This window comes from Moorena sp., assembly GCF_982860115.1.
The window spans coordinates 1-26,830 of record NZ_CEYLVT010000097.1; the positions used below are offsets into that span (position 1 = coordinate 1).

Annotated in this window: 12 protein-coding genes; all 12 read right to left on the minus strand. The window is 45.6% G+C overall.

Annotation, left to right across the window (positions count from 1 at the left end):
* Positions 1–75: 75 nt before the first annotated feature.
* A complete protein-coding gene (locus tag AC4II3_RS17380; RefSeq protein ID WP_488012999.1) occupies positions 76–3,189 on the minus strand; it encodes an efflux RND transporter permease subunit in 3,114 nt (1,037 codons plus the stop codon).
* An 11-nt stretch (positions 3,190–3,200) separates the two neighbouring features.
* Positions 3,201–4,823 carry an efflux RND transporter periplasmic adaptor subunit gene (locus AC4II3_RS17385; RefSeq protein ID WP_488013001.1) on the minus strand — a complete coding sequence of 541 codons (1,623 nt, stop codon included), beginning with the start codon at positions 4,821–4,823 and terminating at the stop codon, positions 3,201–3,203.
* 328 nt (positions 4,824–5,151) lie between these two features.
* Entirely contained in the window at positions 5,152–6,093 is a 942-nt protein-coding gene (locus AC4II3_RS17390; RefSeq protein ID WP_488013003.1) for an NAD(P)-dependent alcohol dehydrogenase, read from the minus strand.
* Between the two features lie 187 nt (positions 6,094–6,280).
* On the minus strand, positions 6,281–7,255 hold the full coding sequence (locus AC4II3_RS17395; protein WP_488013005.1) for a PEP-CTERM sorting domain-containing protein: 975 nt from the start codon (positions 7,253–7,255) through the stop codon (positions 6,281–6,283).
* A 285-nt stretch (positions 7,256–7,540) separates the two neighbouring features.
* A complete protein-coding gene (locus tag AC4II3_RS17400) occupies positions 7,541–8,500 on the minus strand; it encodes a PEP-CTERM sorting domain-containing protein (protein ID WP_488013006.1) in 960 nt (319 codons plus the stop codon).
* Positions 8,501–8,552: 52 nt separating this feature from the next.
* The gene (locus AC4II3_RS17405) at positions 8,553–9,362 is read right to left on the minus strand and encodes a PEP-CTERM sorting domain-containing protein (RefSeq protein ID WP_488013007.1); all 810 of its coding nucleotides are present in this window, start codon (positions 9,360–9,362) and stop codon (positions 8,553–8,555) included.
* A gap of 332 nt (positions 9,363–9,694) precedes the next feature.
* Positions 9,695–10,861 (minus strand): MFS transporter, encoded by a 1,167-nt coding sequence (locus AC4II3_RS17410; RefSeq protein WP_488013008.1) that lies wholly within the window; start codon positions 10,859–10,861, stop codon positions 9,695–9,697.
* 588 nt (positions 10,862–11,449) lie between these two features.
* Entirely contained in the window at positions 11,450–14,614 is a 3,165-nt protein-coding gene (locus AC4II3_RS17415) for an amino acid adenylation domain-containing protein (protein ID WP_488029392.1), read from the minus strand.
* A gap of 450 nt (positions 14,615–15,064) precedes the next feature.
* Positions 15,065–16,345: an NAD(P)/FAD-dependent oxidoreductase gene (locus tag AC4II3_RS17420; RefSeq protein WP_488012995.1), complete on the minus strand. Its 1,281-nt coding sequence runs from the start codon at positions 16,343–16,345 to the stop codon at positions 15,065–15,067.
* 196 nt (positions 16,346–16,541) lie between these two features.
* The gene (locus AC4II3_RS17425; RefSeq protein ID WP_488012993.1) at positions 16,542–21,239 is read right to left on the minus strand and encodes a beta-ketoacyl synthase N-terminal-like domain-containing protein; all 4,698 of its coding nucleotides are present in this window, start codon (positions 21,237–21,239) and stop codon (positions 16,542–16,544) included.
* A gap of 144 nt (positions 21,240–21,383) precedes the next feature.
* On the minus strand, positions 21,384–21,527 hold the full coding sequence (locus AC4II3_RS17430; RefSeq protein WP_488012991.1) for a hypothetical protein: 144 nt from the start codon (positions 21,525–21,527) through the stop codon (positions 21,384–21,386).
* A gap of 163 nt (positions 21,528–21,690) precedes the next feature.
* Positions 21,691–26,712 (minus strand): type I polyketide synthase, encoded by a 5,022-nt coding sequence (locus AC4II3_RS17435; RefSeq protein WP_488012989.1) that lies wholly within the window; start codon positions 26,710–26,712, stop codon positions 21,691–21,693.
* Between the last annotated feature and the right edge of the window lie 118 nt (positions 26,713–26,830).

Sequence of the window (26,830 nt, forward strand, 5' to 3'; positions counted from 1 at the left end):
CCCCACCCCCTACACCCCACACCTGAGGTCAAAGTAAAAAACCTACCCTTATGAGGATGGGGAGATAGGGAGGCATCAGTTAAAAGTTTGAGCCTTAAGCAAGGGCCGATTTGGGTAAGTCCTTTTGTGTTTTCTGCGCTTGAGCAGTAAATAGGCACAGGGCACAAAGGAGAGTGCCATCAGGGTCGCGCCACCTAAGCCACCAATGATAACTATGGCCAGTGGAGGCCAGAAACCACTCTTCTCCAAGAGCAGGGGACTGAAGCCAATCATGGTGGTGATGGTGGTGGCGATGACATGGCGAGTGGAATGAATCACCACGTCTCGTGTTGCTTGTCGATTTCCCTCACGAACACGGGGGTTTTGATGGAGAGCAGTTAGTACTACAATAGAATCATTGACCACTACTCCCAATAAACCGATAGTGCCCAGGATAGCGGTGAATCCGAAGGGATAACCGAATAACCACAGTGAACCTAGGGCTAAACCCACTGAAAACACGGCAATTAGGCCAATAATCCCTGCTAGTCTAAAGGAACCGAAGGTTAGTATTAACGTTGCTGCCATCAGAATCATTAATACCCCAAGGGTAGAGACTAGATTGCTCACCGCACTGCTACGTTCGTCCGCTTCACCTCCAAAGTCGTAGGAATAGCCTGGAGGTAGCTCGAAGGTACTCAAGCGCTGTTTGAAATTGTCGAGAACTGTAGCAGGCAACACCCCAGCAGTGATGAATCCCTGTACTGTATTCAACCGTTGTCCATTGCGTCGGGAAATAGTGGCTAAATCGGGGATAAGTTTAATATCCCCTAAAGCAGAGAGGGGAATACGCTCACGATTATCACCAGTGTTGCTGTTTGGAAGCAAGTTGAGGGAAGCAATCTGATCTAGGTTAGAGCGATTGGGATTTGACAAGCGCACACGCACCGGGAGTTCTTCCGTAACCTCCAACACTGAGCCTCCCACAGCACCTTCTAAGCTGGTGTCCAGTTGCTGAGCAATCTCAGTTTTGTCAATTCCTGCCAGTCGGGCTTGCTCTTCGTCAATGGTTAACGCTAATTTAGGTAGCCCTTCGGTTAAGTCAGCTCGGGTGTGAATCACGTCAGGAACTTGAGCTAGTTCTGCACGGATCTGGTTACCTAATTCCCGCAAGCGATGGAGCTGTGGACCGTAAAGCCGTAGTTCAATGGGAGCATCAAAGGGAGGCCCTTGCTCGATTTGTCGCACCAGGACTTGGGCTGCGGGAAATGCCTGATTCAGTTCACTCTGCAAGCTTTGGATTAATGGACGGGATACTACGTCTGGTTGTAGTTGTACCAAACCTTGAGCATAATTAGCTGAATTTTCTCGATTTGCAATGACGTTGTAGTAAAACTGAGGAGCACTCTTACCCATAAACCAATGCACATCTACCACTTCGGGGTGGTTGCGGATCAGTTCCCGTGCTTTGACGACATTAGTTTGAGTCTGCTCTAGGGACGTTTGGGTTGGTAGCTCGAATTCGATGTAGAACTGTTCCCGGTCTGTGGGGGGAAAGAACTGTTGCTCTAGATTGGGAGCAACTAAGAAGCCACTAATCGGAAGAATCAGGGTTAGCACCACCCCTATAACTGGTCGTGCGAAGATTTTATCCAGAACCCAACCATAGGTTTGGGTCAGACGGGGATGAGAAAAACCGGTTTGCCACCAGCTTCCGATAACTGGTGCGTTCCCCCAGCGGTGTAGTTTCCCGACCAAGGCTGGGATTACCGTTAAGGAGAGAGCAAGAGAGCTTAACAGTGCCAAAATTACCGTGACACCAATCGTACCAGTAAACTCCCCAGTACCACCAGGGGCTAAAGCAATCGGTAGGAACGCGAGCACACTGGTTAGGGTAGATGCTAGTAACGGTATTGCTATGTGGTGGATTGTCTTAGTAACCGCTTTGTGGGGAGCGATTCCTTCTCTGAGGTGGCTCTGTACTTCGTCAACAACAATAATAGCGTTATCAATCAACAAACCCAAGGCGATGATTATCCCAGTCACTGACATCTGGTGTAGGGGAATTCCTTGGATATTCATGGCCCCGAACACGATCAACACTGACAGGGGTAGAGCTGAGCCCACAATCAAAGCCGATTTCCAGCCCATGATCAACAGGGTTACTCCTACCACCAACAGCGCGCCCAGGACCAGGTTGCTGATAACTTGGTTAAGTCGTGCTTCAACGTAACGGTTTTGGTTAAAGATAATGTCTAAGCCAATACCCCGTGGTAATTGTGTCTCGAATTCTGCTAAGGTTCGGTGAGCTGCCTTTGCCCACTCGTCGAGCCGTTGGTTAGACTCTACCATCGCTGCAATTGCGATCGCATGACGACCATTGATTAGGGCAAGCTCCGACGCTGGCTCAACAATTCCCTTTTTAACTTGAGCAATATCTCCTAAACGACTAAACTGGCTTCGATTGCCAAAGCTAATGGGAATGCTGCTGATGCGCTCAAGGGAATCCAGTTCACCGTTGACTTCAAATAACAGATTGTTATTGCTACCCCGCAATTGACCAGCAGCGACTTTAGCATCACTCCTCAGGATTTGCTGAGAAAGCTCTTGTGCTGTTATACCCAAGGAACTCAGTTGCTCAGGATTGATTTCCACCACAATCTCTTCCTGTGGAGTACCGAAGAGCTCAACTTTCTCAGTTCCCTGGACGAAACGCAGTCTATCCTCTAGTTCCTGACTCCAACGGCGCAGAATGGCATAGTTAGTGGGACTGTCCTGTTCCCAGGTCAGAGCCACAATCATTGCATTGGCTTTTGGTTGTGAGTCCTCGAATTTTGGGGTACTTGCTCCCGCTGGTAACTGTGGCGCTATATCAGTGATTTTATCCCGCACCCGTGACCAAATCTGGTCAACATTTTTCACCTGCTCCTTCAGCTGTATTGAAACAGTAGAAAAGCCTAAGCTAGAGGTGGATTCAATGGTGTCAATTGCTTTAATTTCAAATAATTCTTGCTCGATTTTGTCTGTGACCAGGAATTCCACCCGTTCTGCACTGGCTCCAGGAAAAACGGTTGTAATAAAAGCATTGCGCTGAGTTAATTCTGGATCTTCTAGGCGAGGAAGACTAAAGAAAGACGAAAGTCCCCACACCACAATTAAACAGATAGTTAGAATTAGTAATTGTAGATTGCGATAAAATAAATTCGACATACTGACACCCCTCACTGTTTAATAGGACGGACGAATTGACCAGGAACAATGCGATGCATACCGCTAATAATCACCTGGTCACCGGGTTGGAGAGTTCCTCTTACTAATACCCGTTGGCCATGGGTGCCGGAAGGATCGTCTTCTTGATACAGAATTTCCACATCAGTTCGTTCCACCCGGAAAGTGGTTTTACCCTCAGCAATAGGGGATTTCAATGGCACTGCTTCACCCAAGACGTAGCACGACCATAAACCCCGAACTCCTGGTACTAGGGCTGTAGTTGGCAACCAATAACCAGAGGTGGCAATGGATTGAGCGAGTTCTAACTGGGCTAACTGTCCTGGAGCAACTGTTCTAGCTGCTGCGGGATCTAGCTTTAGCACAACGGTTACAGTGCGAGTGTCAGAGTCTAGTTCGGGCAGAATTGATGAAACTTGGGAGGTATAGGTTTTCTGTCCAATTTTTAACGGTAAAGTGCTACCGAGTTGGAGTTGGGAAGCGGCTGAGACAGGAATACCAATATTAGCTTCAACAGCTCCATCTTCCACAATGCTAAAAATCGCTTGAGACCGAGCAGTAGAGACGACTGTTCCTTCATCAACCCAACGCCTGGAAATGGTTCCAGAGAAAGGAGCTTTGAGAGTAGTTTTTTTAAGATCCAGTTTGAGCTTCCCTAAGCTAGCATCCAGTTGCGCAATAATCGCTTTTTGGGCTTCAATCCGTTCCGGACGGGTTCCAGCCAGTAACTCATCTAGCTGCTTTTGAGCTTGGTCAACCCGAGCTTTTTGGGCTTCAATCCGTTCCGGACGAGTTCCAGCTAATAACTCATTGAGTTGGCTTTGTGCTTGGTCAAGGCGAGCCTTTTGGGCGCTAACTTCAGTAATTGCTTCGTCAAGTTGCTCCCTCGAAATTGCTCCCTCGCTGTACAGGGATTGTCGTCGATTTTGTTTCTTGCGAGACAGTTCCAGTTCTTGGTCCAGTTCTGTGACAGTAGCCTGAGCAGCAGCAATGGTGTCCGCTCTAGGCCCAGCTTGTCTTTCCTTGAGCTCAGCTACAGTTTGAGCTAAGTTAGCTCGCGCAGCCGCAATAGTTTCCGGGCGAGAACCAGCTTGCATTTCCTTGAGTTCAGCTACCGCTTGAGCTCGCTCGGCAAGTAATTCACTGCGGGAGGCTTCTAGGTCACTAGTGCTTAGGGTTGCTAAAGGGGTGCCAGCTTTAACCCGCTGTCCTTGATCAACATTAATTTGAAGAACTTTACCAGAACGTTCAAATGCCAGGTCACTACTACGGCGGGCAACAATCTCACCAGTGTAAGTCCGCGAACTTTGCCGTGAGTCTACTAGCTGGATACGCTGAGTTTCAACAGGAAGGATTTCTATAGGAGGTTCGTTAGTATTTAGTGCTGTACCGGACTGGTTGGTTGGAGATGTTGGGGCATCTATGAGTGAGTTACGACCAGACTGGCTAGTGATAAAAATTAGGAAACCTGAGAGTAACAGAAGTATTGTGCCACCCCACACTAAACCAAATTTATGGTGTTTTGAGCGTTCTATTAGGGTTTCAGCCGGTAGGCTTTGCAAAACCGTTACTTCTTCATCAGTAGGAGGTTTTTTACCATTCTTTGTATCAAGCATTGTTAAAAAAGTTATAGCAAAGGGAACAGGGAGTAGGGAGTAGGGAGTAGGGAACAGGGAGTAGGGAGTAGGGAGTAGGGAACAGGGAGTAGGGAGTAGGGAGTAGGGAGTAGGGATTAGGGAGTAGGGAGTAGGGAGTAGGGAGTAGGGAACTTGTGAATTAGGAAAAAATCCTGTGTACTTCGTAAGTATTGAAAACCCTATACTTGCCGCCTATCTGTATTACTTATCAGTCTTGTCTTGACTATTTACGCAGTTTCCGATTCCCGATTCCCGATTCCCGATTCCCGATTCCCGATTCCCAATTCCCGATTCCCTGCTCCCTTTGCTAGACAGTAATCACCAATTTGCCAGCGACGTGTCCCTGTTCGCTGATGGAGTGAGCTTTAGGGACGTCAGATAAAGGATAGGTTTCCTGAATAACTGACCGAATTTTATCGGCTTCTATGAGTTCTTTGAGATATGCTAAATCCTTACCACTCGATCTGACTGTAATCAGTTTTACTTTTTTACCAGGCCACACTAGAGTTAGTAAACTTTGCACAATGCTGCTAGGAGTGGGTAACGTAGTGATGTAAATCCCATGGGGTTTCAAAAGCTTTTTGCATTGAGCAAAAGAGTTTTTGGCTACTGCATCGAAAATAATGTCGTACTTAGCGGTATCTTGGGTAAAGTCTTGGGTTGTGTAATCGATAATGCGAACGCATCCGAGGGATTTGACCAAATCAATATTCTTGGTACTGCACACAGCGGTTACCTCAGCTGAGAGTGCTTTAGCAATTTGCACTGCAAACGTACCCACTCCTCCGGAAGCACCATTGATCAAGACATCATGTCCCGGTTGAATCTTACCCAGGTCTCGCAATGCTTGTAGGGCAGTCAGAGCAGCGAGGGGTACAGCAGCAGCTTGAGTATAGGTCATAGTATTGGGTTTCAGACAAGCCGCCGATTCCGAAACTACGGCATACTCAGCATAAGCTCCTCCCGGGAAAGAATCCAGGCGGGCATAGATCTGATCACCTGGTTGGAAACTTGTAACTGAATCACCGACTTGTACCACCTCTCCAGCCACATCAAATCCTAATAGCATCGGGAATTTATTGCCTGTGAATATTTTCAGGTAACCTTTCCGAATTTTCCAATCGATGGGGTTGATGCTGGTAGCATGAACTTTAATTAATAATTGATTACTTTTCGGTGTAGGTTGCTCCACTGAGGTATACTCTAAGAGGTCAGTGGAGCCATAGCCATTACTAATCACAGCTTTCATTATAATCACCTATTATTATAAATAAAAAAAGCCACCAGCAATCAACATGATGATTTGCACATCGTTTGTGATATTGCTGATGACATTTATAAACTAAAGCTTTTGGTTTTTTGTAAGCAGTCAGCGGTCAGCCGTCAGCCACAAGCCCAAAGCTGATAACTGATAGCTGATCGCTGATAGCTTACATCTAATTTAATGACTTACCCTTTTTCTGTTTCGTGCTCCGAGCTACTGCACCTAAAGCGCCCAACATAAATATACCGATCACAGAAGAAGGTTCAGGTACTGTAGCAATAGCAACCCCCCTGAGGGTGAATGGGAAGGGAAAACTTAATACACCGAATCCGTTTCCGAACATTAAAGGAGCTTCCTCAACGTTGGGTTGTTCATAAACGACCTGAACCCCACCGCCAGCTTCAGCAATATCTAGTAAAAACGCTTGTGCTAAACCAGCACTAAAGGGGTCTAATCCTTCCACTATGTCTGCTGTAAATGGGTCACTCAAAATGACATCAAAATCATCAGTAATTGCTACGGTATCACCATAGTCGAGAATACTGTAAAAATCGGTGTATCCAAAATCAAGTATCTTAGTATCTTCATAAGATATAAAAATCTCGACATCATCTGGATTTGCCCGATAAATTCGTTCCTCAAGATTTGAGTCTGGACTAGCAAACCAATCTTGACCAAGCTTATCTTCACCTAAGTTCCAGGTAGTCCTAAAATCACGGTCGCTTTTTTGACCATAGCCTAAGCCAATACTACTAAGTGATATATTATTATCACTTAGGTAGCCAAAAAAGTTAGAAAAGCCTGTGACACCATTCAAACTAGCTGACCGGGTAGAACCACTGTCAGGCTCTTCAGGACTTGCCTGCCTTCCAGTAGTGTAATAGGGAGCAATGTTACCTGGCGCATTCTTGCTGATTTCTATATGACCCACATCTGGTGCAGTGAAATCAAGATTGAAGAACGCTGTAAATCCTTCGTTCTGAGATGGATCTCCAAAAAAATTGAGGACGTGATCAGAGTCGATTGGTCGTGCGTCAATATTTTCTAGTCTGCTATAGTCGAAAGTTGCTGCTTGAGCAGGTAGCGGCGTCCATACTGCAGCGGTGGCAGTTAGTCCTAGAAATATGGAAAGGTGAGATTTACCCATAGGTCAAATAAACTCCTATAAAAACTCCTGGGATATAGTTTTAGAAAGGGGGGGTTAAAGAGATGTTTTTGCGGGGCATGTCAGTTTTGTTAATCTCTGATTTAGATCCCCCTAAATCCCCCTTGATAAGGGGGACTTTTGAATCTAATTCCACCCTTTGTTAAGGGGACTTTTGAATCTAATTCCCCCCTTTGTTAAGGGGGGTTAGGGGGGATCGATGATCCCTGTTTTTGATGGATAAAACACACTGATTTACTCCAATAATTTACTACCCTAATTTACCGATTACTGTTTCAGCTTTTGTGATGTCATCCGAGCAACGGTACCTAAAGCTCCCAACATGAATAATCCTAATACTGAGGAAGATTCTGGTACACTGGTGCTGCCTACTATTCTTATTTCTATTGGGTAGGAGAAGGTGATTATTTCAAATCCCTGGCTAACGGAAAAAGACAAGTCAGACAGTTCAATTTGATCTATAGAAATTTCCTGAACCAATCCACCCCCAGCAGCTACATCTTGTAAAAAAGCATCAGCTAATCCGGAGGCTAAAGGATCTAAGCCAGGCACTTTAAACGCTGGGATTGGGTTACCCCAAAAGTTATTAAAATTTCCAACCGGGCTACCAGGGTTGTCGTTAGCTGAGACAAAGTAAAAAGGTGTATAGCCAAAATCGATGATCTTAGTTGTTCCAAAAGTGAGAAAATTCTCCACATCATCTGGATTAGCTTGATAAATTGATTCCTCAATCGTTGAATCCGGACTCCCGAACCAATCTTGACCCAGTTTATCTTCGCCCAGATTCCAAGTTTTGGTCACATCTCGGTCACTTTTTGGACCAAAGTCAAGCCCAATACTACTTAGGGGAATATCGTTTTCTTTTAGGTAGTTGAAAAAGTTAGGCAAGCCAGTCACGCCCTCTAGGGTAGCTGAGCGAGTACCGCGCGTTGCTGGATCGGGGCTACGCCCCGGACCTATAGCATAATACCTAACATTATCTGTACCTGGGCGGAAACCGATATGACCTGCGTCTGGAGCCGTAGGATCTTCATTACTGAAACCTATATTTCCTTCATTATTAGCGATATCCCCAAAAAAGGAGAGTACGCTATCAGACTCAAGCGGTAGTACTGGAATATTTTCAACTCTGCCAAAGTCAAAGGTCTGAGCAACAGCTGTTGTAGGTGTCAAGACTAGGGCAGTAGCTGCCACTCCTAGAAATAGAGAAAGGGAAGAATTAGGCATGTTGAGTCAATTCCTATTAACAACAGTAGGGTAGTTAACGACAATTGGTGCTCTAATTTGACGATTCGCGCTTGTTATTAAGAACCAGTGATGCACAACGACGTCGCTTACCAACGGCTAAGGCTGCACTAGCAGCGGTTAAAACTGCTAAGGCACTACCAGGTTCAGGAACCTGAGTAGAACCAGCTTCTACAAACGTCCGATCTCCTCTAGCGATCGCAATTAGCACACCTTCAGTGACAATTGGATCGGTGACCCCAGCAGCAAGCTGAGCATCGATCAGAAAATTGCTAAAATCCTCAGATATGCTGATTAGTAAAGGATCGAGACTCCAGGTTTGATTGGGCAGATCAAAAACCGGATTCCCCGGTGGTTGGGAATCGAAGATAGCCAACCCAGTATTGGCTGTATCTGTAAGTGAAAACTCGAACGTAGTTGGATCGAAACGGGCAGATAAGTCTCCGATTTCGAATACAGGAGGAAGGTCAATCTTAGTGGTATCTACGTCAAAAAAGATGCTGCCACTTAACTCTGTTGAGCCACTGAAGGGAAGGAAGAAATCTGTCTCCTCATCATAGAGAAATTGAAAGCTATTTCCTAGAACGTTAGGATCCGAGCTGCGAGGAAGCACAGAAAAGGCAAAGGAGAAACCTGGCGCTGGTTCAGCTGTCTGCTCTATGGAGTCTATATTTACAGATAAGCCAATTGACTCTAGAACAGCGAGTCCATCGGGATCTAATGTGATGCTCTCCTTACCACCAGTCTCGTCATAGAGTATGGGTTGAGCTTGAGCAGGTAAAGGGGCGTATAGGGCAATGGTTGCTGTTAGACCCAATAGTAGGGAAATAGGATAATTACGCATAGTTGACTTTACCAATAAAAGTTGCTTCTACAGATAATTAATCTTGAAGGTATTCTACTTCAGAAACTGCTGTTGCTTATCTTGTCTTATTGATTTGTTACATACCTCGTCACCAGACTAAATTTGACCTAGTTCATGTATAGGGTTTATATCTAGGTTGTAAATACACTTATTGATCAAAAATGCAAGAGGCAAGAGGCAAAAGCAAAGAAGGTAAAGAGCTGAGTTTTTTTATTCTCCAAGAGAAAAATAATCCTAGATTTACATTTCATTTATAAACGCTATCACAGAAAAAAACCTGATTTGAAATCTTAATCAGGTCTTTGAGGTAATTAATTATACCCAAGCATCCGTTTCTTTTTGTTTCTCATTAGGCGCACCATAAATATTACAAATATTGCTAGCATCAAGCTAAATATGAAACGATCACCCCAGTATTTCATCGCTAAAGCAGAAAGAATCGGACCTGCTGTACAGCCAGCACTGTATATAGCAGTAAACAGAGCCGTTCCAGAGGGTAATTTTTCTGTGGAAAGTTTAGATCCAATCAGTGCTCGTGATAAGGGAAAAATTGGACTCATGCTAGCGCCAGCAATAAAGGCAAACACTTTGGTAGCCATGATGTTATCGAGTAATGAAAGACCAAGCACAGACAGGACAACCATGCATACGCTACCTAAAAGAACCTTTGATTTGCTAAATCTATCGGCTAAATGGGTAACAGGAACAGTAGCAACCAAACCTCCAATAATAAACACACTAAATGTATAACCAATTTCCTCTACACCATAGTCATGGCGAAGTAGATATACCGGATAAAGAGAGACTAAGGTAGCGACACTAAACCCGTAAGCAAAGGCTCCTTGAAGCGGAAGTTTAATCTTTTTGAAAACTGCTAGACGTGGCTGTTTAAAAGAGATGGATTTTTCGGGTAAACCAATTAAGACTACTGCTATGCCACTTAGCACTAACATGCTTCCCAAAGAAAAGGTAATCTTTGGAGAAACGTCATAAAATGCGGAACCAATCACTGGACCGATACCGAATCCTAGGCTAAAGCACAAAGCTTCTAAACCATTTACAATTGACCGATTACTGTCATTACAAAAGTAATTTAATGCGGTTTGTCCGGAGACTAAGTACAAGCACACAGCAAACCCCATGACAGTACGGATAATGAACCACAACGATAGGTTTGTTGTCAAGGGAAACAGGGGAGCGGCTAACCCCATCAGGGCAAAGCCAAGTATCATCGTACCGCGAAGTCCTATTCGGCGCAACATTTTGGCGACGATTGGCGTTCCTAAGGCGATGACCAGAAAATAGACTGTGGAATTCGCCCCGATCCAAACATCATCAATGCCATGTTGAGCCATCAGGGTTGAAACAAAAGGATTAAACAGCCCTAGGGAAAGCCCAGATAAGAAAGCGACAGCATACAAAGCGGGTAATCCCGTCGCAAAGGGAGAGTTGGATGTGGTTGAAGGAAATCTCTGCATTGTCTTTGTCAAGCTATGGATTATTGAATGATTTCTGTCAAGCTGTACTATGTTGGGATGTGTAGCGCTACGCCCAAGGCAAGAGGCAAGAGGCAAAAGTTGCACTTCTACCTGTAGGGTGCGTTAATAACGCACCTAACTCCTGCTCCCCCCGCTGTTTTGGGGGGCTGGGGGGGATCTTCAATTAGCTGAGGTGATCAGCCTGTGCAGTATATTTACTTGTCTGGGTTAAGTCTTTCCTTTACGCCTAGTGTCGATTTTTGTAACAATCCTTTACAAACAACTGAATCCACTGGCAAAACTCCTGGGTGCATCTCCTAAAAACTGTTTGACCCGGTGGTGCGTTACGGGGCGGACTATCCCAACCCTGGCGCTCAAGGCGAAAAATAATGGCAAGTCCCCCCCTAACGCACCCTACTGGACCGACACAGCTAAAATGGTGCAATAAGCGTAGGTTGGGTTGAAGAATGAAACCCAACACCAGTAACCCTTTGTTGGGTTTCCCTTTAGCTCTACCCAACAAACATTTTTAGGTGTGCCACGCCACTACGCAAGCTACGCAACATTTACTAGACACAAAGCGCTATATCATACCCTGGTGGCATCGAGATTCAATGGTTCGGTGTTGATTCGAGCAATCATGTCATCGATCAGACCTAAGTATCCCTGACCCAATTGGCGGATAGTTCCGGCATTATGGAAATTGCGAGAATATTCGATGCCTACGTGGACAGTGCCATCAACGATAGAGAAGAAGAACTCTAGCAACGTAGTTCGTTTCTGTCCTGGAGGGGATAAACGGCGATCGCGTTCTTCCTGAATGAACTCAAACCCCTCGAAAGCGGGAACCGATCGATTTCCTAGATAATTTGCGCGTATTGGAGTCAAATTAGCATCAGGATACATGTAACTCGGTAATTGGTCAGATACCCAATCAAACGTGACACCATTCATGGGCAATCCATTAAATTGGTCTTTGATTTGCTTGATGGTTTGCTGCCATGGCTGGTTTTGCTCCACCTCAATTCCCACTGGGAAATTCACCGCGAAGTTACCGATACTTTCCCAAAACATTTGGTTATTACCCAAATCCCTGCCGTGGCTACGATGACTGACTACCACCCAAGATTTGTTAGACCAACGAGCCATTAATTGATACAACGGAGCCAGTAACAGGGTATAGACATTGCACCCGTAATGCTGTTTGGCTTCCCGTAACAGTGTCTGAGTCTGGCTTGTGGTTAGGGTAAAGTGTTCACTCTTGGCAGAGTCTTCCAGATTAAGTCCGAGACCATAGTCCAAGGGAATCCCGAAGGTATAGTCTTCTGAGGGAAACTGGGATTTCCAATACTCAACATGCCTCGGCTTAGCTCCCCGTTTGTCTTCCGCTAACAGCAAATCGATGTAATCTGTATAGGAACGTGGGGAAGGGTTCTCAAAGCTGACGTTACCACCTGCCAACATCTGGTTATAGACGGACCAAAATTCTTTGAATAGCACAGGACCACTGAACATATCTGCGATCATATGGTGAATAATGGTGGTGATGTCGTAGCAGGATTCATTAACCTTGACCACTATGTTTGCCCATAGGGGAAACTCATCGATCTGCAAGGTTTGACTGATTTGCTTGATCTTACTCCTGATATAGTGCTCGCGCTGTGCTTCTGTGAGCTGACTGCCATCATAGAACACTAACGTCGGTGGCTGTGGCGGATTCATTACTTGCTGTTGCCATTGTCCATGGTTTTGGACAAACACAGTAGCCAGAGCAGGATGACGTGTCACCATTACCTTGAAGGCTTCGTTGAAAGTATCCAGATTCAAGGGTTGGTGATATCGAAAACGGGTGTATCCTGTCCACTGGTAAGGAGGCTCAAAGTATGTTACCAACCAATTCTGAGCCGGTCCGAGGGGTAAGTATTGATTAAAGTTCTCGGTCTTATCGGTTCTATCAGTCTTATCAGTCTTATTGGTCTGTTGCGATCGCATTTGTGGTTGTGGTTGCGATCGCATTTGTGGTTGTGGTTGTGGTTGCGATCGCAGTTGTGATTGCGGTTGTGGTTGCGGTTGGGGTTGTGGTTGTGGTTGCGGTTGGGGTTGTGGTTGTGGTTGCGATCGCAGTTGTGGTTGTGATTGCGGTTGTGGTTGCGATCGCACTTGCGGTTGTGGACGATTACCTTTTATCAAAGCCTGTAACGCTTTGCGATCCAACTTACCATTATGATTCTTGGGCAAGCTAGGTAGCCATTGAATCCTTTGAGGAATCATATAATGGGGCAATTTTTGGGAAAGATGTTGCTTAATTTGAGGATTATCTACTTTGTTTCCAGACAACCAAGCGACTAACCGTTTCCGTCCAGCTCCAAAATCAATTGCCAAAACAGCAGCTTCACGCACCTCTGGATGAGTATTGAGTACACTCTCGATTTCTCCAAGTTCTACCCGAAAACCACGAATCTTGACTTGGTTGTCCATCCGCCCATGGTATTCAATAGTACCGTCTGGCAATTCCTTGGCCAGATCACCGGTAAGATAGAGAGTCTCTCCTGGAATTTCAGGGAAGGGATTGGGGCGGAAGGCTTTGGCCGTGCGATCGCTATCTTTTAGGTAACCTTTAGCCAGTTGTACTCCACCAATCCACAATGCCCCTAGCTCACCAGGAGCCACAGGCTGCATTTGGTCATCGAGGATTCTCAGGTAAACATTATCGATAGCTTTCCCAATCGGAATAGTTTCTTCAGGACGCTCAGTAATGATATGGGCGGTGACATCAATGGATGCTTCTGTTGGACCGTACAGATTAGCCAGTCCAGTATCCATACCGTACTTATCAATCCAATTTTGGATGAAGGATAAAGGTAAGGCTTCACCACTAAAGATTAACCAGCGCAGGTCAGGAAATGTCCAGGATTCCTTTTCCAAGGCACTGGTAAACTCCCCAAACAATGAAGGGACGAAGTGCATGATAGTAATGCCAATGTCCTTCATCCACTGGGCGAATTCCCAGGGATTGAGGACGATTTCCCGTTCTACAGGACAAATCGTCGCTCCTTCCATTAATGTCCAGAACAGTTCCCAGACTGATATATCGAAACAGAACGAGGTTTTCTGGGCTACTCGGTCTCCAGGTGTTAGCTGGAACGCCTTTTGCATCCACTCTAGGCGGTTCATATAACCTCGATGGTTCAGCATTACTCCTTTGGGACGACCGGTAGAACCAGATGTGTATAGAACCGTCATCAAGTCATCGGGGTCATTGATGCTGGAAAGATCCTGATCAGAGCATCTAGACCAAGTGTTTCGATTGACTTGGGTTAAGTGGTTGACTTCACTTAGAGGTTCCCCTTCGTCTAAGAACATCAAAGTTTGCAAGGGTAAGGTTTGATCTAGAGATTCTAGGATTTTCTCAGTGACTTGATGTTCAGTGACCAAGGTGCTAATTTCTGCATGGTCAAGAATGTAGCGAATGCGTTCTGCTGGATAAGAGGGGTCTAAGGGAACATAAGCTCCCCCAGCTTTGACGATACCTAAGATTCCGATTAGCATCAGAGGACCACGCTCGGTCATGATGCCCACTAAGGTATTGCGGTTTACTCCTTGAGAGCGTAAGTAATTAGCAACTTGATTGGAAAGATGATGTAATTGTGCGTAAGTTAGTTTGGTTTCTTTGTGCAGAACAGCGATTGCATCGGGGGTTTGTTGGGTTTGTTCTACAATTTTTAGGTAGGGAATTTCGGCTATTTTGTTCATTGTATTTCCTGGGAACTTGTTGAGTTTATTTTTGAGTTAATACCAAATTAATTTTCAAACATTTTTTATGTCATACCGCTGCTTTATTTGGAATAGATAGCATGAAATATATAACAGGCAATCAAAAAGTTTTGAAAATTATTTTTTTAGTAATTTTAGTAAACTTATTAACACCTTACATCGCCTTTGTATAGAGATTAATTACTATAAATTAACTGGCTTTTTTATAACCTCTAACCTTCAACGTTTAACTTTACACATTCAACTTTTAAACTTTCAAATTTTAAAATTTAACCTTGGCCAAAGGCCACGCTACGCGAACAACTTTTAACCTTTAACCTTGGCCAAAGGCCACGCTACGCGAACAACCTTAAACCTACCCTAAAGTAACGCCTAAGGGAACAATCAACAATTAAACCCTAAGCTTTAACTGTTGATTGCTTAGTGAACTTATTTTTTCGACTTTTTCAGTTGCTTAACTAATTCTAAAGCTGAAGAAATTCCACTTTCATGAAATCCATAAGAATCAATGCCTCGTTTTTTGATATGAAAATAAGTTCCTGAAAAATAAACAGGTCCTGTTTCATTCAGTTTGTAGATTTGCTTTTGAGCTTCCAGGGTATTCATGTCATATTCAGGATGCCTGTATTTGATAATCTTGATAATTTGGCTTTCGTCTAGTGCGATTGGAGGAGTATCCAGGGAGACAAAGTAATCCTTTTCGGCAATAAAATTATGCACCATATTAGAGTAGTAGGTGACAAAGGTGTGAAGTTTACTGTCTTTCGTAACTTGCCCATAGTTCCATGATTGCCATGTGCCTTTATCTGGGTGCATAATTACTGGATCAGTATGCAAGGTTACGTCAGTCTCATGGTACTTAAAACACCCGAGTAATTTTTGTTCCAATTCTGTTGGGCTTTCCAACAGCCTTAGTGCTTGGTCAGCATGAGTCGCGATAATAACTTTGTCAAATACCTCTTCTCCCTCTGCTGTCTTAACAATGGCTTTGTTTTGATCCCGTTTAACAGAAATAACTTTTTGTTCTGTGCGAATCGGTCGTTTCAGAGAAGAAGCTACTTTTTCAACATATCGTGTACTCCCTCCTGTAACGGTTTCCCATTCTACCGATTGACCACCCAAGCCCCCTTGGTCATGAGTCATGAAAAAACTAATAAAGGTAGAGGCGGGAAACTCCATCAATGACTCGGTAGGAATTGACCATACAGCTGACCCCATCAACATCACAAAGTTGTCTTGAAACTCTTGGCTGTAATTATTATTTTCTAGATACTCCTTCATCGAGATACGAGTTTTGCCCTCCCAAAAGTCGGACCGACATTGCTTGAAAAATCGCTTGGCTTCCTGATGAATTTCTACCAAATTAGTAGAAAACTTTTTTTCAAAGTCTGTTTGACTGAGTTCGAGGTCATTAGAATTAAATTGTAAGTCCGAGTCGAGATTATAGAAATTAAATCCTCCCACATGCTTTTGAGTTTTCACACCCAAGTCTTCAAAGAATTTTGTTAAGCCGGGATAATTGGGCTTATTAAAGACAACAAATGCGGTATCGATCGAGATTGATTTATCTCCCTCTCGCAGGTCAATGGTATTAGCATGACCTCCAACTCGATGACTTTTTTCATAAACATCAACCTCGTACTCATCTTGAAGATAATAAGCGGCTGGTGTCCCAGAAATTCCAGAACCGATAATTGCTAACCTTTCCATAAATCCTCCAATTTCTAGTGAATAGTGAACAGTGAACAGTGAAAAATAAACCTTAAACTTTAAACCTGTAACCGGTAACCTGTAACCTTTCCTTCGGGAACGCCAAAGGCGAACAACACTAAACCTTCAACCTTAAACCTTGAACCTTAAACCTCTAACCTTGAACCTTAAACCTTAAACCTCTAACCTGTAACCTTTAACCTTTAAAAGATTGGCTGAGGGTGGATGCCATTTCTTGCACACTCCGACAGCTTAGTAAGCCTTGACGATCGACTTTACCGTAGAGCTTTTCTAGGTGGGTAACAATCCGAATTCGTTCTAGGGAATCTACTCCTAAGTCAGCTTCTAGGTCTAGATCCATCTCATCAGCGGAGATGGGATAGTGACAGATTTCTTCTGTTACTTGTCGCAGGGTTGACTCGATAGCGGTATTTGTTGGTAATGGTTGCTGAGATTTCGATGGCTGCTCAGGTTGAATTGTCAGTGAGACTAATTCCTCAATCTGAGCAATGTATTCCGTGATTAAGTTATCAATCTCGGACAGTTCAAAAAAGTTGTAGTCGTAACTAGCAAACATATGCAGACGGCCATCGAATACCTCTTGTAAGATATCCACAGTTCCAGGAGCATTTATGCCACCCGCTTGATAATCTGTTACATTAACAGAACCGTACTGAGTTTTAATGTGGGTGTGTCCTGTGTAGGGGAAATAGAGATTGGATTTCAACGCACTCCGAAACATAGGTAAAGTATGTTCAGGAATTTCCCCATTTTCCAGAGCAATATTTTCTTTGAAGATCATGCCCATCTGGCGAGTCTGGGCGCGGTCAATACCGCTGGCTATGCCATTTTGGATGACCTGATGAATCCGGTTTAATAGAGCTTGCCAGTCTTCATCGGGCTGAGGCGGAGCAAAGCTAAGGGCTAAATTTTGGGCAAAGCTGCTGACGACATTAGATGCATCTACCTCAGGATAGACTCTGCCACTGGTGGGAATTTGAATAATCGGGGATTTGGTAGCGTGAAAATTGTTATTTGTGTTGTTATTTGTGCTTGTGACGCTAAGGTCATGGGAGTCTAACTTGACAACTGCTCGCAGAAATGCTCCTAGTAGTAAGGAATTAACAGGCAATCGCCATTCAGCAGTTTTGGCAATTAGTTTATCTGTGGTCTCCTGGGTCAGGCAATATTTATGGCTGTAGAATTGGGAATTCTGGTAGTCAACAGGTTTACCTTTAGGATTCCAGATATACGACTCTTTACCTTGGCTAGCAGTATACTCAGCAAGTGCTTGGTCTTCCTCTGGATCCTGCCAAGCATTCATGGCTGTTACCACTTCAGCGTAATCCTTGAGGCTGGTGGCTGGTGGGAGTATGGGCTCTTCACCACAACTACGGGCGCGATAAATTTCCATAAATTCCCGTAGAATGACATGATTACTCAGACCATCTGAGATCACGTGTTCGATGCCTAAAAAGAGCTGATAAACTGAGTCTTCAAGACGTATGACAGAAAATTGATGGAGTGGCCATTGAGTCAAAGACCATTCGTAATTTAGCCAGTGATCTATTTCTTCTGCTACTGCTTCGTCTTTGGCTTCACTGTCTAAATGCTGGATGTCGATAAACAGGATTTCTGGGGGAGTGGGATTGTCAAGAATTTCTAGCTGGTAGTCTTTGAAGCTAGTGGCACCAGAAGGCACATGAAAATGCGATCGCAACATCGGATGCCTTGCCAATAGGTCTTTCCAGCTAGCCCAGGCAATGTCTAGGTCAAAATCTCCCTCTAATCGTAAGCTGGAGAAAAGGCTGTTAGAATTAACAACCCAGTAACCTACCAGGTGAAAGTATTGACCATGGAGTAATTCGATATTGTCACTACTGTCACTACTGTCACTACTGTCACTGTTTTGTTCTAGGTTTTCTGCTGGCGTAAAAGCCATCTCTGGTTCAGTAACGGTAGAGTTTTCCTGATAATTTTTCTGATAGTTTTTCTGATAGTTTTTCTGATAGTTTTCTTTGCTTTCCCCACTGGCTAAAGTGTCTTCCCCAAGGGTGTTTTCCTGATCACAGTTAGACGCTGTTACGGTAACAGAAAATTGCCATTGTTCTAATACCTGAATAATCTCTCTGATGGTTTGCAACTGCATTAAATCCCGCAAGGAAAACTCGCTACTAAATGCTGCTTTTTGCTCTTGTGGAATCAGTTTTACCAAGCCATTCATCAGTTGGGTAATCATGATCGAATCTAAGCCCAACTCACCCTCTAAGGACATATCCAGACCTAACTGGTTTTGAGCAATGCCAGTTGTCTTAGCCACTAGCCCTAGGATCCGCTGTTCTAAGGTGAGCTCAGCCACAGATAGTGCTTCGTGCTGAGTGCTTCCTCCTGAGTGGGGGGATTCTGGGGTATGGCTTTGAGGGATTGGACGTGGCTGGTGGTAGTCCCCTGGTTCTAGGGTTTGAGTTTCAAACCAGAAGCGTTCCCGCTGGAAGGGATAGGTAGGTAGAGGCACCAGGCGGCGTTGATAGTCTCGGTCAAAGCCAGACCAATCTACTGCTACTCCTTGCACTGACAACTGAGCCAGACTCTCTAGTAACTGTTGCCAATCCGACTGTCCTCGACGTAGGGAAGGCAGCCAAACTCCAACTCCCACTGGCAAACATTGTTGTGCAATCTCTAGCAGTGCTAAATCCGGACCAATTTCTACAAATAACTCATAACCCTGTGCTTGCAATGTTTCCATTGCACTCTCAAATGTTACTGACTGCTGCTCCTGACCAGACCCATCCCTAGGGCTAGTCATTTCAGTTTCCCCTACCAGGGAGCCAGTTACACTTAATTTCAGAGCATCTTCTAGGGTATAAGCCCCTTTTATACAAGCTGCTACGTATTCTCCAACACCTTGGCCTAGAACCACATCTGGCTCAATTCCCCAAGAGCGCCATAATTCACATAGGGCATATTCTATAGCAAACAGGGCTGCTTGAGTGTAGGGGCTTTGATCTACGAGGCTGCTGTGGTTAGTGGTTCCTGTTCCTTGGGGATAAAGGATTTCCACCAGGGGTTTTTCTAAATAAGGTTGTAGGATTTCGGCACAGCGGTCTAGGGCTTGGCGGAAAGTGGGGGCTTGTTGATAGAGTTGATGTGCCATACCCACATACTCAGAGCCTTGACCAGTGAACAAGAAGGCTATTTTGGGTTGGCTGTTTTTAACCTTAGCAGTGAATACTCCTGGTGACGTTTGACCAGCCTGGAAAGCTGCTAAGTGTTGGCAAAGTTGGTCTTTGGAGTTAGCTACTACAGCTAGACGATGGTCAAAACCGGCTCTGGTAGTGTTGGCCGTGAAGCAAACATCTGTTAAAGGTACTTCAGGATGAGTAGCTAGGTACGTCTCAAAGCGATTAGCCAACTGTTGCAATGCTTGTTCAGTTTTGGCGGAGAGGTTAAGGAGTTGCTGTGATCGTTCTACATCAACCTGCACCGGCTCAGGAATTGTTGCTTCTTCCACCACGATATGAGCATTAGTTCCACTGACACCAAACCCACTCAATCCAGCGATACGTGATTCATTTAGGGTTGAGTGCCAACGAGTGAGTTCAGTAGGAACCTGAATCGGAAGTTTGTCCCAAGGTATATGAGGATTGGGGTTTTTCAGATGCAGATGGGGTGGTATTTGTTGATGTTGTAGGGCCAATACTAATTTAATTAGTCCTGCTACACCAGCAGCTGACTCCAAGTGACCAAGATTAGTTTTAGCTGAACCAATGATTAAAGGTTGGTCTTTAGTACGCTCTTGGCATAATACTGCTGCTAGGGATTCAACCTCGATTGGGTCTCCTAACGATGTACCGGTACCGTGGGCTTCTACATAGCTAACCTGCTCTGGCTTAACTCCACCATTAGCCAACGCTTTGCGAATCACTGCTTGCTGGGCGGGACCATTAGGAACTGTTAGACCACTGCTCGGTCCATCTTGGTTAACTGCTGTACCCCGAATTAGGGCTAAGATATTATCCCTGTCAGCGATCGCATCACTGAGGCGCTTGAGTACCACCATCCCGCACCCCTCTCCTCTGGCAAAACCATCTGCCGCTGCATCAAAGGTTTTGCAACGACCATCCCTGGCTAGCATTCTGGCTCTAGAGGTGGCAATCGTACCATCTGGGGACAGGATTAGATTCACCCCACCAGCAAGGGCAAGATCACAGTCTCGGTTGCGTAGACTTTGGCAGGCTAGATGGACGGTGACTAAGGAGGAAGAACAGGCTGTATCCACTGCCATACTGGGTCCTTGTAACCCTAACGTATAGGACAAGCGTCCAGCTACAGCGTTAAGGCAATTACCTGTGGCAGTGTAGGCATCGATAATAGTTTGATCCCCTAACCGGGTCTGGAGTTGCAAATAATCATTGGTAGTAATGCCAACAAAGACACCAGTTTGGCTATTCCGCAGTTGCTCTGGTGACTGACAAGCTTGTTCGATTGCTGCCCAACTTACTTCTAAAAGTAGCCGATGTTGAGGATCCATGCTTATGGCTTCTCGGGGTGTAATGCCAAAGAACTTGGCATCAAATTGGTCTACCTGATCGATAAAGCCAGCATTGCGGACATACATTTTACCAGGGGCATCAGGATCCGGGTCATAGTATTGCTCGATGTCCCATCTATCTTTAGGCACCTCAGTGATGGCATCGACTCCATCATGGAGCAAAGACCAGTATTGATCAGGATTGTCAGCACCACCGGGAAATCGACAACCCATACCAATGATGGCAAGTGGTTCTGTCTTAGAACGCTCGATCGCTTCAAGCTTGGAGCGCATTTTCCTAACGGCTAGCAGTGCATTTTTCAAGCGAGAGCTATGGTCTATGGGTTCTGACGTGTTATTCATTGCAACAATTTCCCAGTGGTATTCATAATTGGGGCAAGGGAATTTAAACTGCACAGCAATTAGATTGCTTTCCCCAAAATTTGTCAAAAATTCTATTTACCTCTTTGATTACTTGTCAGGCTTGCCGTTGGAATTTACGCAAAATTATTGAAATTGATCTATACCGCTGGGAATCGGGAATCGGGAATCGGGAATCGGGAATCGGGAATCGGAAAACAGAGGGAGATGTGGGGAGATGGGAAGATGGGGAGATGGGGAGTTAGAGATTAGCAACTTTGCTAAAGACAAGGTTTTAGCAATTCTTGGTCCGTTTAATTTTTAAAGACTATTACAAGCATTGCTATAGCAATCAACTATCAGCCCATTTGCTGATAGTTGATTGTTAAAAGTTAATCGCTTATCGGTGAGCGGTGTTCGCGTAGCGTGCGCGTAGCGCAATTGCTATCACTTACTAATTGAAGACTAGAGTTACTAATTCTTCATCTAGTAATGAAGCCAAATCCTCTTCAGATAATTCTTCTAGCTCTTCTGTAGCTGTAGAGGATTGGTCATGATCACTGTGACTTAAGCCAAGAGAGTCATCTGCTTGGTCTAAGCATAGAACATCCTGAGCCAGATAATTAGCAAGAGCGTTGATATTGGGATAGTTAAATGCCAATGTTGAACTCAAGGTCTGTCCCAAGCTAGCTTCTAAGCGGCTCTTGAGCTCCACAGCCATCAAAGAGTCCATGCCTAATTCGGCAAATCCCTGTTGACCTTTGATGGGATGGGATTGATCCAAACGTAACACCTGGGTAACTTCTTTTTGAAGATAAGCTACTAATAGGTCTTGACGTTTCTGAGCAGGGGCATTTGCTAATTGCTTTAGAAAATCAGGACGCTGTGCTGGAGTTGACTCTTTGTGATCTATCTGTGAGTCTTGGATGTGTGAGTTTACTCCCATGTTTGCCACCAGCGCTCGTTGTCCCTTCACCTCATAAAGTGGTTTAAAGACATCCCAGTTGACTTTAGCACCGATTACTTGAGGGCTGTTCGACCCGATCAGGGATGGCAAAATGCTCATGGCTTCTTCTGGTTGCCATGGGTCTACTCCTATACGCTTCAATAAGGTCTTGACCTCTTCAGATGCCATGCCACCTTCAGACCAGGGTCCCCAATTGATGCTCAAAGCAGGTAATCCTAGGGCTTGACGGTGATGTGCGATCGCATCTAGGAAAGCATTAGCAGCGGCGTAATCGGCTTGTCCCTTGGAGCCCCACACAGAGGCAATCGAGGAGAAGCAGACGAAAAAGTCTAGGTTGATCTCTTGGGTAAGTTGATGCAGTAGCCATGCCCCCATTACTTTAGGTTTCAGGGTAGCCTGAAGTACATTCAGGTCGATCCCTTGCATTTCCTGATAATTTTCAATCCCGGCGGCATGGATAACACCTTTGAGGGGAATCTGAGTGTTACGCAAGTGTTCAAATACCTCAGACATCTGATCGTGATCACTGACATCAGCTTGAGCCACAATCACCTTGACTCCCATGGCTTTGATAGCTTTAATAGCCTTGATCCGTTTCCAAGACTCACTGTCTTCGGGTAAGCTTGCCCACTGCTCTGATGGCGGAAGTCCTCGGCGTCCCAATAGCACAAGGGTTTTTGCCCCTTGTTCAGCCATCCACTGGGCAACCCGGAGTCCCAAACTGCCCAAGCCACCAGTAATCAGGTAGATACCATCAGCCTCCACAGGTAAGGATTCGGTTTGATTGGGTTTGCTAGATACCAAGCGAGCAACATAGCGTTGTCCGTTGCGGAAGGCTACATGGTCTTCCCCGTCTGGCTGCCAAATTTCTGGGAACAGAGCCATGGCCTGTTGGGTAGCACCCTTATCACCAGAATTACCAGATATAGATGGGTCTAAATCTAGTAGTCCTCCCCAAATTTCAGAGTGTTCCAGGGCAATCACTCGTCCCATGCCCCACAAAGAGGCTTGAGCCAGTGCTACTGGAGCAGGGTTGGTTTCCACTGCTTGGGTGCCAGAGGTTACTAACCACAATTTCGGTAAGGTTGCACTGCCAGTATTGACCAGTGTCTGAACTAGTGACTGAACTAGGTGCAGTACGCTGCCACAACCCAAGACGTGAGACGCTTCGAGAGAGGATGGTGTGAGTGCTTCAGACTGTTCAGCCTCTAGACTCCACAGATGAATTACTCCATGACAGGGCAATGGATTATTTCCAAGAGTTTCCTGGAACAACCGCTGGAAATGATTGGGATCAGCCGGGTTAATTGTGCCAATTCCTCCTGGTAGGCTTTGGTAAGCTTCACCTGGATAAATCAGGCAACAGCTGTGACCATGCGATCGCAAATTTTCTGCTAATGCCTGTCCTACGCCACCGTAATCTGCAAAGATCAGCCATTGACCAGGCTCAGTTACTTGAGTTTCTGCTTCCTGGGTACGCTCTTGAGTTTGCCACTTAACCTCGTACAGGGCATCCCTCAGGTACTCTGAATTAACCTGCTGTTGGTATTGCTCAAGCAACAGTTTCAGTAGCTGATGTTTCTCGGTGGAAAGATTAACAAGACGTTGGGAAATATTAGCTACATCCTGACTCTCGACCATTGATTTGGCTTGCTCTGCACTTAGTGCCTCTAACCAATCCAACGGGGTAGTCTGTGGGGTGTGGACAGGGGGATTTGCACCATTTTGTGATACATGTGGTATAATACCATTCGATTTTGGTGCCACTGTCTCAATCCAATAGCGAGTGCGCTGGAAGGGATAGGTAGGCAAAGGCAGGATATGGCGTTGATAGTCTTGGTCAAAGCCAGACCAATCTACTTTAACCCCTTGCACGGACAAGGAAGCCAAACTCTGGAGCAACTGTTGCCAATCGGACTGTCCTCGACGTAGGGAAGGTAACCAAACTCCAGTTTCTGGTGGCAAGCACTGTCGTCCCATACCCAGCATTACTGGATGAGGTCCAATTTCTACAAACACCTCGTAGCCCTGTGCTTGTAAGGTTTCCATCGCAACGGCAAATTTAACTGACTGCCGCACCTGACGACGCCAATAACCAGGGCTAGTCACCTCACCTGCTTCTACTCGTTTACCAGTCACACTGGAAATCATTTCAATTTGGGGCTCGGAGGTGTTAATCTGAGCTGCCTGTTCCTCAAAGGCATCCAGCATGGGCTCTACTAAGGGAGAATGGAAAGCATGGGACACCTTCAAGGGTCGGACGTCAACACCCTTGGCTTGTAGTTCCGTGACCACGGCTTGTACCCCTGATGCTACTCCTGAGATGACTATGTTTTCAGGCCCGTTAATGGATGCGATCGCAACTTGGTCAGCGTAGGGAGCAATAGCCGCTGTCACTTCTGCTTCCGGTGCTAACACTGCAGCCATTTCTCCTCCTGGGGGCAAGGCTTGCATCAGTCGGGCACGCTCAGCAATTAACTTTAAGCCATCTTCCAGGTTATATACCCCTGCTACAAAAGCAGCTACATATTCCCCAACACTGTGACCGATAACACCATCTGGCTGAATGCCCCAGGAACGCCATAACTCATACAGGGCATATTCTAAAGCAAACAGTGCGGGTTGGGTGTAAGCAGTTTGGTCTAAAGGAGAGGTCTCACCTTCTGCTGGATACAGTACAGATAACAGGGGTTGCTCCAAATAGGGACGCAGAATAGCATCGCAGCGGTCTAGGGCTTGGCGGAAAGTAGGTTGAGTTTCGTAAAGTTCCCGTGCCATCCCCACAGACTGAGAGCCTTGACCAGTGAACATAAAGGCTATTTTGGGGCGCTGCTTGTCTTCGAGGTCTCCAGTAAATACCCCAGCGGTCTCAACACCCGTCCGGAAGGCTGCTAATTGTTCAGACAGTTCTTGCCCAGACTGAGCCACCACAGCTAGGCGCTGGGTAAAGGTATTTCTACCAGTGTTAGCCGTGAAACAGATGTCCGCCAGATTTGCCTGAGGATGGACTTTTAGGTAATCTTCAAAGCGGCTGGCTAGGGCAAGTAAAGCTTCCTCACTTTTAGCGGAAAGGGTAAGCAAGTGCTGTGGTCGTTCCACCTCAAGCTGTAATGGTTCAGCAACTGGGGCTTCCTCCACTACGATATGAGCGTTGGTGCCACTAAACCCAAAGGAACTTAGTCCAGCAATGCGGGAGCCATGGTCGCAGTGCCAAGGGGTAAGTTCAGTGGGGATCTCGATGGGAAGTTCAGCCCAAGGGATGTAAGGATTGGGGTTGTTCAGATGCAGATGGGGTGGTATCTGTTGATTTTGTAGGGATAGCACTAACTTAATCAGTCCTGCCATACCAGCCGCTGACTCCAGGTGACCCATATTGGTTTTTACTGAACCAACCATCAGTTTCTGGTCTGGGGTGCGTCCCTTACCCAGTACTGCCCCTAAGGCTCGCAATTCGATTGGATCCCCTAGGGATGTGCCTGTACCGTGGGCTTCTATATAACTGACTTCCCCAGGCTCCACTTTACCATTGGCTAGGGCGGCGCGAATTACAGCTTGCTGGGCGGGACCATTGGGAACGGTTAGACCACCACTACGGCCATCCTGGTTGACTGCTGAACCCCGAATTAAGGCTAAGATGTTGTCACCGTTAGCGATCGCATCACTGAGGCGTTTGAGAACCACGACCCCGCAACCTTCGCCCCGGGCAAAGCCATTAGCAGCCTCATCAAAGGTTTTGCAACGGCCATCGGGAGCAAGCATTTTCGCCCGACATTCGTTAATCATCACTTCTGGGGAGAGGATCAGGTTGACCCCAGCAGCTAGGGCTAGGTTACATTCGTTTGAACGCAAACTCTGACAGGCCAGATGGACAGCTACCAAGGATGAAGAGCAGGCGGTGTCTATGGCTACACTAGGGCCTTGTAATCCTAGGATATAGGACAATCGACCAGATGTAACGCTAAAGGCATTACCTGTAGCAGTATGGGCATCTACCACCTGAGGTTCAGTGGCTCGCTGGAAATAATCTAAGTTCATAATTCCAACAAACACCCCAGTCTTACTGCCCATCAGCTTATCCAGCGGTTGCCCAGCATGCTCTAGTGCTTCCCAACTAACTTCTAAGAGCAGTCGTTGCTGAGGGTCCATACTGACAGCTTCCCGAGGGGAAATCCCAAAGAATTGGGGGTCAAACTGGTCTACCTGATCGATGAATCCACCCTTGCGGACATACATTTTGCCTGAGCTATTTGGGTCAGAGTCGTAGAATTGATCAATATCCCAGCGCTCTGAAGGTATATCTGTAATTGCATCTACACCATTGCTTAACAGTTCCCAGAATGATTCAGGATCATTGGCCCCCCCAGGCAATCGACAACCTAGACCAACGATAGCAATGGGTTCTGTTTTAGCACTTTCAGTTGCTTCCAGCTTGGCTTGCATTTCTTGTAGAGCCAACAGAGCACGCTTAGTAGCAGAGAGAGAGTTGGTTGATTTTGAATTCTGAGTCATGTCTAATAAAATTCCTTTGATAGTGGTAATGGAGTTAGATAACGTTTGATTAATCTATAGACTTTAGGCAATAGGCAATAGGCAATAGGCAATAGGCAATAGGCAATAGGCAATAGGC